Below are 10643 nucleotides of genomic sequence, written 5' to 3'. Positions count from 1 at the left end.
CTATTGAAGAAGATCTTCACAAACGAAGACGGATCATCAGGAACGCTTTATCTCATCTCTAACGACCTAGGCCTTGATGCCGACCGCATGTATGAAGTCTACCAAAAAAGGTGGCAAATTGAAATTTTTCATAAATCGATTAAGCAGAATGCAAGTTTATCTAAATCACCTACCAGAACTATAAGAACACAATCTAATCATCTATTTGCATCACTCATTGCATACTGCAAATTAGAATTATTGAAAGTGAAAACCTCATTGAATCATTTTGCAATAAAACAAAAACTATTGTTAAAAGCCAATGTTTTAATGTTCAATGAACTTCAAATTTTGAAAGGTGCTACGTAAGATGAGTTATCTAAAAAAGATATTATGTTTTCCTGATAAAGCCTTCGTTCACGATTTCTTCAAGAATGGCATGTTTGAAGGCCTTTCGCGCCTGTCCTCAATTAAGCCCAACGACAATTGAAGCCAAGCGAATAACGCCTAAAAATTTGAAGACGTTTTATCATACCGTGTGGCAATGGCGCGGTGCTGCCTTAAGTTTAGCAAAAAAATTCTCGATCAAGGACGATATTTATAAAGAATGTTTATCATAATTTGCAGGCTCCAAACGATTTTTTGTAGGTGGAATCACGGCCTCACACCCCTTTTCTTTAAGTTTTCGCCGCCCCCTCTCATCGGCATCATACGCTTGTCCGCAAGCACCGCATCAGAATTCACAAAGTTACCCATCAACGCACCGCCCCCTTTCCAAATTATGGTCCTAACCTTGTGTAAGGTGAAAAGTAACCGGATTTTCATGGGCATAACACGGTGCATGAATTTTGGTGCTTCCCCCCCCAGAGAAGCGTTCAATGGATTTGATTATGCTTTTTTTTTAGAGCCTGCGCTGCGTTGATGAGGCCGCACAATCGTTGCATCAATCATCGCGTGCTCATAATCATCGTCCTGAGACAGGATTTCAAAGACTTTTTTCCATACGCTCCTAACCGGTAAAGCGGGTGTTGGACTTTAAAATAACACCCTTTGCTGGTAGATTACCCCAAGAAATTTCCGCACGGTAGCGGTATAAAACAGCCTCAACAGAAGATTGTCCTTGGCTGTCACACCTGGTTTTATAGGTAAATTACCCTTTATCCGACCCAACTATCGTCACGTAACGCATAACGTCTCATTTAATTTGCGTTTCCTTTGAATTCTCAAAAATATCGAAAAAAGCTAACTTAAGTGAGAATGGGCCCTAATCTTACTTCGTAATTTCAGTACATTCCAGATGCAATGGTAGGATGTAATGTAAGAGGCTTAAGCTGAAGCCCTTCTAAACTAGCTATGGTATAGTGAGCAGCAATTTCTAGGCTCTCTATCCTCTCCCCTTTTTTGAAAGCATTTTCCAAATATCCAGAGTTCTTCGGTACATCTAACGCGTTTTGTCCTCCAGCATCTACGGTACTTTTGTAAAATCTAAAGATACGACCGTATGGATGCCTTGGATTTCTGAGATCTGATGCAGATATTATGTTCGATCTAAATTTATTCTTTATTTCTGCTAAAAACATGTTCAAAATATTAATATCTCCTCCGAAAAGATTCTTAAGTCTCAAAAATGGTTCCCCGTACCGTTCTATGGCTAGCTCAAATGAACAAGATTGCATTTTGTACATATCATTTATGAGTTTTTTCATAGAAGTATTCTTACTGCTTTCATCGGTACTGATATCTATTTTCAAAATATTTGGGTACGCCTTATTAAATTCGCAATCGATATAAAGTGTGTATTCATTAAATAATTTATATCTTTCCAGTTTGTTTTTTTCTGGTATCTTGTTATAGGAAAGAGAAAATTCATTCATTTCTTGCACAATCATTTGCTCTAAAATATGTTCTTGTGCGCGAACCATACTTGTATCGAGCATTGCTAAATGAGTGTATGCGTCAAATTGTGGGTCTTTATCATCACTATAAATTTTTTTCGTAAATCCATTGCGTACATAATACACTCCTTTTAGTAAGGCTTCTTTTTGTTTTGCAGGTATTGCAACCGACTCCGTGAGCTTTTTTATATTTTTAATATATTGATCTATTACTGTGTTTACTGCTTTAATATTACCTTGATATTTTACAACACAGGAATTTCTCCACCACAGAAAAGGGGATACTGCATTTCTTAATGCTGTAATCGTTTCTTTATTATAAGCATAGATTTTTTCTACACATTTATTCACTTTTTTTGTAATATCTGATTTTATAATACTTTTTTTTATCGCTTGAATATTGTTAAAAAGCGTTTTTGTATCAGGATTTTTATTTTTTGTAAGAAATTCAAAAGCTTGGCTAATAGAGCGCTCTCCCTCAATCTCCGCTATACTATTAATTATAGCTTCTTCATAATTTATACTAGCAGTATTTTTTTGAAAAAAATCGATCAAATCGTCAGAAAAAAAAGAGTTCAGTTTAAAAATAATCTTAATAAAATCTTTCACTACTTCTGGAGAAGGTTCTAATTTATTAAAAAAGAAATCTATATCTCGTGGATCAATACTTCCAGAGGAAAGCTTGTGGCTGAAACGAGATATATCCTTAATATTCATATATTTTATGAGCTTAACAGGGAATCCATCTAATTTCTTAGTTATTTCGTTGATTTCTTCAGTATTGAAAAATTTATTTAAAAACTCTTTGCGATTAAAATTTTCGATACATTTTAGCAACACACGATTCCAATCGTGTCCTTCCATTTTTTTTATTATTTCTTTATTTTTTAAAGCTTGCGTAAAAAATTCAATATTATTTCTAATTACAGATTCTTTGAATAGATTTTCCAAACTCTTGCTGTTCATTTTTTTTATTATTTCTTGATTCTTCAAGGCTTGTGTAAAAAGTGCAATATCATTTTCAGTTATATATTTTTTTAATATTTCTGCCCAACACGCTCCATTGAATTTTTCAACAATTTTCACATTGTTCATAATTGATGTAAAAAATTCTATTTTCGTGTGATTGATACATTGATCTAATAAAAATTTCCAATGCAATTCATTTGTTTTCTGAATTATTTTTTGATCGCTCAAAATTGTATCAAAAAACTTTTTCTGATTTTTCTTTAAACACTCTGCCAGCATCAAACAAACATTATCACTACTTGGATAGTGATCAGAACGTAACATAGCAGAACACAAGATAAGTATAAATTTTTTGTTATTTGGTCCTACAACCTTTATGAAGGGGCTATCTTGATCTGTTTCGCAGATATATTGAAATAATGATTCAAAAGCCTGTTTAGCGCTGAAATTTTTATTAGAACATACCATATAGAGAGCTTTTCTATTATTTTCTAAGATACACGATTCTACGAGCGTCTTCCACTGACTATCAGTAATATTTTCACTAATCTTGTCGTGTTTCAAAGTTAAGGATAAGTTTCGATTAGAGCGCACCATAGCAGAACACAAGATATAGATAAATTCTTTGTCATGTGGTCCTATAAGCTTTATTAAGGGGCTATTTTGATCTGTTTCGCAGACATATTTAGATAATGAGTCAAAAGCCTGTTGAGCGCTGAAATTTTTATTAGAACATACCATATAGAGAGCTTCTTTATTATTTTCTAAGATACACGATTCTACGAGCGTCTCCCACTGACTATGAGTAATATTTTTAGTAATCTTGTCGTTTTTCAAAGCTAACGTGAATAAGCCGTTCAAGGCTTTATTAGGGAACAAGATATGGATATTTTTGGCTTGTAAACACGTGAAGAAGATCTGAGTTAACTGATCTTCATTTAATTTTTCAGTAATTTTTTTATTTGTAAAAGCTATCTCAAATATTTGTTTTTGCTCTTTCTCAATGCACAGATTTAATATCGTATACGAATCATTACTACTCAATTTTTCAGTAACTTTTTCATTCTTCAGCGCCGATATAGCCATATTTATATGACCGAGGTAGATGCCGTGATATAATGTCCATCCCAAATCATCACTACTCAATTTTTCAGTAATTTTTTCATTTTTCAGCGCCGATATAGCCATATTTATATGACCTAAATCGATGCAGTGATATAATATCCATCCCAAATCACTATTACTCAATTTTTCAGAAACTTTTTCATTTGTAAAAGTCATCTCAAAAAGCTCTTTTTTATTCTTCTGAACACAGCATGATATGATTGGTTTCGTATTAGAAATCAAAGCTATTTTGAAAAATTCTTTCTTATTTTCCTGGGTACAAGCTTCTAATACTGCTGTCCAATCAGCTTCATTTAATTTTTCAGTAATTTTTTTATTCTCAGAAATTATCTCAAAAAACGCTTTCTTATCTTTTTCAATACAATGTACAATTATTTTTACCCAATCAGATCCATTCATTGTTTCATTAACTTTCGGATCGGTCAAATCTTGCATGAAAGCACGAAGATTGTCGCTTTCTATATAGCTTGTTAAAGTAGCGGTGGATTCAACAAGATTTTTCGATGGAACAGCCAAAGAAGCTTGTGAAATGAATAAACAAAATAATAAAATTATTTTTTTTTCATAATAAACAAATGTTAGTTAACACATGGCTAACAATACATATTATTAAAACAACTGTCAATATATTTTTTTTTATTATTTATTTTTTTAACGAAAAAAATTTATAAGACAATGAAACGTATCCTCAATTTATTGTGTAGAGAATTAAGATCCCAATAACACATTTTCCGGAGGGGAGCAGATATAATGTTTGTACAAAATTAAAAAAAATCTGATGCAGGTAGTCATGGCCTACGCATCAAAAATTTTTTGCAGTGATTTGATTTGGGACTTGAATGAGATTAAATTTTTACGCAGCATGCTTTTTAAGGATTGATCGGGTTTATCTTTGACTTTTTGTATTATGTTGAGCGCCCATTTTCTGAGTATATCGATATTTTAGCTGTATTATTATTTCTGATACTGCTCTTGTCTTCGTCAAATAATACACCTAAACTTCAGTAGAAAACTTTCGAAACTCATTTGTACTAGCTCCAAATTATAAATTTCAGTGATCAGATTGCATCTTAGAGTAAATCTTTTTCGTCTGTTTCTCTGTTTTTCAGATATAATTTACAAATCGTTTGAGCATACCGATAACATTTTCATTTGCAACTCTTGAACTCGCAAGTTCTTGGTTTTTTTTGCTTGTCCTATTTTGTTAAAGAATTTTTCTTCGTCTTTTTCTTTTACAGCGCAGATTTACTATGCAATTTTTGTATCCCTTGATATTCAGTGTCAGTAATGATCTTTATATCAGGATTTATCTTTGTTTTCGATTTTTTAAACACTCTAAAAATTTGAGTTTTTAAAGTATGCTTTCTCTTTTTTCCTGAATAAAATGGTCTTTGTTTGTTAGTGCGATTTTTTTACGCTTCCTATTCTTTACCCTTTTCTTGAGCGTTTTACAGGCATTTTCGTGGCATCTATTAATATAAAATCATATTCCATATTGCTCTTAAGTAATGCTTTGCGACCAAGTAAAGCACAATCTGGATGCTTGATACAGCGTATCTTTAATCCACTTAATTTCTTTATAGCAGAAAATTTTGCTTATTCCATAACTTTAATTAACATGAAAATATGTTCGATATTCTCTGATATATTCTAACGCCATTATTCTTTCTTTTTATCCGCCTCTTCTAATATTTTTATCATTTTATTAAAGGTGCTATGCTTAACTCCTATTACTTCTGAATAGCTCATCCGATAAAATCTTCACTTTTTTCACTTATTCGTATTTCAATTATAAAACCATCATATTTTTATTGACCTAGCTTCAGTATAAACATATATTATAGTTTAGAAAGAAATTTATTGAAAAGCTTGAATATAATAAGTGTGAATGAAGCTATTTTGGACACAAAGTATTCGGTTTTAGTGTGTTTATAGTCTAAAATTAGGCACACTTCTCTAAATTTTGTATGTTCACAGTGAGAATAATGTAATAAAAAAAAGATCTGCTAGGATTAGAAGGTAGGTTAAGAAGCGATGTGGTAAACTGTTTATGGTAAAATTTCTTGCACTTAATGACACGTTGTTCAATAAAAAAAGCAGTTCTCAAAAAATAAAAAAAATATTTGTTTTGTTATATGCGTTTTTTGTTCAAACATCGACATATGCTATGGTTGATAAAAATTTAGAAAAAATATTTAATGAAGTGACGACACGTGCCCAAATGATGGGAATGAGTCCTGAAGAAAAAGACGTATTTATCACTAAAGTCTATTCGTGTTTTGAAAAATTTTTCAAAGCATATATGAAAGAATCAAAAGAACGAGATCAAGAAGAAAAAATTTTAATTGCAAGAAGTATGTTAACTACTTTTTTTGCTTATGCGTTAACTCCGTACCTGGGGCAGCTTATGGGGATTGTCACGGAATTAGAACGCTCTGGAGAAAAAAGAGAAATTATACAATATTTAGAAGAGTATAAAAATCAGTTAACGTTAACGTTTTCAGAAAAAATGAACTTTTCTGATGAAGCAGAAAGAAAAATGAAAAGTACAACAGATCTTAAACAAATATTTTTTTACTGTACAGAAAGAATAAATGAATATGTTTGCGTATTAGAAGAAATCATCAAAGCAAAAGAAATACATAATGAAAAAGATCAGAACAAAAATTTTGTTCTAATCAAAGAGTCAGAATATTTTAAACAGGAACCAAGAATTTTGGAAATTAAGAAAAATGTTTTAGCCATAGAGGAAAAAGAAAGAAATCTTTCAGATTACGTAGATAAAAAATTTGAAAGGTCGGGATTTTTCAAAAATGTTAAAAATATGTTCCAAAGAGGGTAGTTTAAAAAACTTTTTGTTCTTCTTGCATTTTTTTAGACGACGATCTTTTATGATGATTTCAATATTCAATAAATCAGTTTTAAGATGTAAATCTACTGCGCAAGTAGAAAATTAGAAAATTTTGTGTAAGACGCATAAAGGCTTACCGGTACGAGAGCCTTCACAAGCTTGGCAAAAATTCAAAGATATGTCGGCGTTTTTTCGGTGTATCTGCCTTAAGCAATTTTTCACCTGCTTTACAAACTGGAGCGCTAGTAATTTAGGCTGAATTAGGGTACGTCCTCAATTAAGTGGACTTTTTTCAATATTTTTTGAGAATTTAATAAGAATTCAAAGGAAAGTGTGTTAAATGAGAGGGGGATACGTTTCTGGATGATCAGTGAGATCGGATAAAGAATAGTTTACCTAGAAAACCAGGGGATGTGGGTGGGGCAGCCAAGGACCGTCGCCTGTTTGTGGAGCCAGTTTTATAGCAAAAGTAGTCGAATTATGATAAAGTAAAAAAAGTACTAATTGACTGATATAAGCTCTGGCAGAACTCAATTTTTTTCCCAATCTATCGATTTATATGTGTCCAAAATTTCTCGATTAGATTTAAATCAGGTGAATAAAGGAAGCATTACCCATGATCACAATTTGTCAAGGTTTTCATTCTTTTATCAAAAACTGGCTCTACTCCATTCGAATCAATATGATTTCTTTCGTAATATTTACCGCTCTTTTTATCAACAAATTTTTCACTTTTTCCCCATCCTCTATCTTTGCAAATGGCTAGCTCTATCCCGCTTTCATCAATGTATACAAAACTTTTAGCTTATATATTTGTATCGATTCTTGGTATGCATTTCGATTTTTCTTTCCACATAAGTTAAAATTTTTTTATAACTAAAGCACTACGCGCCTTAACCATGTGCATCACTGGCTCTCATATCAAATTCACAAGCACTATCTTCTGATCTAGAATTTGAATGATTAGTATTGAATAAAAGACTCTTTTTCTATAGTTGGATTTGCACCCAAACGTATCTTTGGGCGAAAATGTCCTTTACTTTTATAATTACCTGCTTTGATAAAATGTATGACCTTTTCTCTTAAATCTATACGATATGGATGCGTTGACATTATCTTCCTCTTTAGACAAAATATGCCATATTTTGCATTATAATTCAACTGTTTTTACTGTAACTAAATATAATTTAGAGAAATAGTGGGACTTCTTTATTTTTGGTTTAGATTAGCTCTCCGTTAGGTTATATCAAGATGAAAAAGCCTCTAAAAAAATCATCCATTCCTCTTCTGTAAGCGTTTCCACTTGCAATGTTTGAGCTTTTGCGTATTTTGATCCAGGATCAGAACCTATCACAAGATAATGCGTATGTTTTGAAATGTGCTCTCCTACACTTGCACCAAGATATTGAGCTCTTTTCATCAAATCACGACGTGTTGCGTGTTGAAATTTTCCACTAAATACGACTCTTTTTCCTTGTAAAGGCAAAAAAACAAGAGTATTTTTAATTCTTTTAAAAAAAAGATATTTTAGAATTTCTTGAATTTTAGAAGCATTATGATGAAAAAAATTTGAAATTGATTGAGCTAATACAACTCCTATTCCTTGAATATCTTTTAACATCTCTTGTAACTCAGCTTTGGAAATATTGATCAATGTCTCTGGAGTAAAGTGTTCTGCTAAAAAATGTGCAGTTACTTTACCTACATTCGGGATGCTGAGCGCATAAAAAAAAGCTCCCACAGAAATATTATAACGTTGATATTCAATAGCGCGAAGCACGCCATCTATAGATTTTTTTCCCCATCCCTCTAAAGTCATCCAATGGTCTTTATTTTGAGATAAATTAAATAAGTCTACAAGCTCAGTTAAAATTCCTGCCTGATAGAGTGAGCGAACGTTTTTAGGCCCCAATCCTTGAATATCCATTCCCTCTTTTGAAACAAAATGATAAAGAGACCAAATTTTTTGTGCAGGGCATTTTAGACCAGAAATACATCTTCTTGCAACTTCGCCTTGAAAACGTATCACAGGACCTTGACACGCAGGACACTCAGAGGGAAAAACAAACGAAGATGCGGTATCATGAGCTAAAGTGTTTCTGTATTTAGGATAAACCACTTCGCATACTTGAGGGATTACATCCCCTGCTCTTTGAACGCGTACGCGATCTCCGATTCGAAGATCTTTTTTTGCAATCTCATCCTCGTTATGCAAGGTGGCACGCGTAATTTGAACTCCACCTAATAAAATTGGAGATAACACTGCAACCGGAGTTAATATTCCTGTTCGCCCAACTTGAACTTGAATATCCTCGAGAACGGTAATACTACTTTGAGCAGGAAATTTATGCGCAACCGCAAAACGAGGACTTTTTGCTCGATGCCCTAGTCTGTTACGTTGCTTCCAGTCATCTACCTTATAAACAAGACCGTCAATTTCGAAAGTTAAAGAGTCTCTTTTTGATGAAGCTTCTTCAAAATAATGCATAAGCGTTTCGGGTGTTGTTCCAGATCCGTAAGACAAGGGCATGCGAAAACCTAACGTTTTTAAAAGATCAATCGCCGCACTGTAAGAATGTTCGATTTCAGGCCATACACCATGAATAGCAAATTTTAATCCCCTGTGTGCAACCTGATCGGGGTCTAATTGACGCAAAGCTCCTGAGGCTGCATTTCTTGGATTTGCAAAAACAGATTCCCCCTGAATACTTCTGCACCTATTAAATTCTTCGAAATCGTGTTTTTCTATATATACTTCTCCTCGCACCTCTAATTCTTCCGGCATAAGATCAAAATTGATCTCAAAAGGAATATAAGAAATATTCTGGATATGTTTTGTTACGTTTTCTCCTACAATCCCATTGCCACGAGTTGAGGCAGAAAGAAGTTTTCCTTTTTTGTAAAAGAGAGCCAAGGTTAATCCATCGATTTTTCCCTCCACAACATAAGATACTCGCTCACCTTCTTGTGCTTTTGATGTGCGCGTTACGAATTGCTCGACCTCTTTCATACTGTATACACTCTCTAAAGAATACAAAGGAAATAAATGGGCGACCTCTTCCGTTTTTTCTTTCAAACGAATATGAAGTCCTTGTGTGGGGCTTTCATTGGTAACTAAACCAGGAAATCGACGTTCTAACTGAACTAAGCGTCGATAGAGTGCATCGTACTCTCCATCAGAAATCAAAGGAAGGTCTTCTTCATAGTACAACTGATTATGCATTTGAATCTCTGCAACTAAGACTCTCCACTCTTCTTGGATATCAAAAGGAATATCAGAATAACTCACAACGCTGCCGCTTAAAAAAATGGAGAATAATTATAAAAAATATTTTACGAAAAGTCAATTTTTTTTAAAAAAACAAATAAAGGTTTGTATTATAGGAAATTAAATTAAGATTCATGAATATATGATTTATATTTAAAAAAAAATACAATCCTCATATAGTTAATATTTTGGAAATCAAGTCGTAGAGCATGTAAATAACGCTAATATAGCAAAAATAGTCAAATTGTGATAAAGTAAAAAAAGAACTAATTGATTGATATAAGCACTGGCAGAATTCAATTTTCTGCCTAATCCATCGCTTCATATTTTCTCAAAATTTCTCTATTGGATTTAAATCAGGTGAATAAGGTGGTAAAAAAAACCATCCTACAACCGGCAGATTCAAGTAATTTTCTGATTTTTTGAGAGTTATGAACTCATCTTACGTAGCACCTTTCAAAATTTGAAGTTCATTGAACATTAAAACATTGGCTTTTAACAATAGTTTTTGTTTTATTGCAAAATGATTCAATGAGGTTTTCACTTTCAATAATTC

General features: G+C 32.8%; 5 protein-coding genes and 3 pseudogenes. 2 read left to right on the top strand and 6 right to left on the bottom strand.

Annotated features, from left to right (window positions below; translation table 11 throughout):
• On the top strand, positions 1–348 hold a 348-nt coding region (locus P618_RS01580; protein WP_021827830.1), incomplete at its 5' end, for a transposase.
• 97 nt (positions 349–445) lie between these two features.
• Here P618_RS01580 and P618_RS09110 read toward each other — a convergent pair.
• The 3 genes and pseudogenes from P618_RS09110 to P618_RS07185 all read right to left on the bottom strand — a co-directional run bounded on the left by P618_RS09110 (position 446) and on the right by P618_RS07185 (position 5742).
• Positions 446–1178: pseudogene (locus P618_RS09110) on the bottom strand (IS5 family transposase).
• 84 nt (positions 1179–1262) lie between these two features.
• Positions 1263–4484 (bottom strand): hypothetical protein, encoded by a 3222-nt coding sequence (locus P618_RS01565; protein ID WP_024161054.1) that lies wholly within the window; start codon positions 4482–4484, stop codon positions 1263–1265.
• 465 nt (positions 4485–4949) lie between these two features.
• A pseudogene (locus P618_RS07185) lies at positions 4950–5742 on the bottom strand (transposase family protein).
• 276 nt (positions 5743–6018) lie between these two features.
• On the opposite strand from P618_RS07185, the gene P618_RS01560 reads away from it, so the two are divergent.
• On the top strand, positions 6019–6810 hold the full coding sequence (locus tag P618_RS01560; RefSeq protein ID WP_021827825.1) for a hypothetical protein: 792 nt from the start codon (positions 6019–6021) through the stop codon (positions 6808–6810).
• A 972-nt stretch (positions 6811–7782) separates the two neighbouring features.
• Here P618_RS01560 and P618_RS08155 read toward each other — a convergent pair.
• The 3 genes and pseudogenes from P618_RS08155 to P618_RS09105 all read right to left on the bottom strand — a co-directional run.
• Complete coding sequence (locus P618_RS08155) at positions 7783–7932, bottom strand: hypothetical protein (protein WP_024161053.1); 150 nt, start codon at positions 7930–7932, stop codon at positions 7783–7785.
• Positions 7933–8065: 133 nt separating this feature from the next.
• Positions 8066–10108, bottom strand: a complete 2043-nt coding sequence (ligA, locus tag P618_RS01555; protein ID WP_021827823.1) for an NAD-dependent DNA ligase LigA — start codon at positions 10106–10108, stop codon at positions 8066–8068.
• Between the two features lie 421 nt (positions 10109–10529).
• Positions 10530–10643 (bottom strand): annotated as a pseudogene (locus tag P618_RS09105) (IS701 family transposase); the annotation flags it as partial.

Source organism: Holospora obtusa F1, assembly GCF_000469665.2.
Classification (GTDB): domain Bacteria; phylum Pseudomonadota; class Alphaproteobacteria; order Holosporales; family Holosporaceae; genus Holospora; species Holospora obtusa.
The sequence above is the reverse complement of the archived record's forward strand: the minus strand, read 5'-3'. Positions and strand labels throughout refer to the sequence as shown.

Excerpts from the sequence above, each read along its gene's own strand:
- P618_RS01560 (WP_021827825.1), top strand. The coding sequence starts at position 6,019 with ATGGTAAAATTTCTTGCACTTAATGACACGTTGTTCAATAAAAAAAGC.
- P618_RS08155 (WP_024161053.1), bottom strand. The coding sequence starts at position 7,932 with ATGTCAACGCATCCATATCGTATAGATTTAAGAGAAAAGGTCATACAT.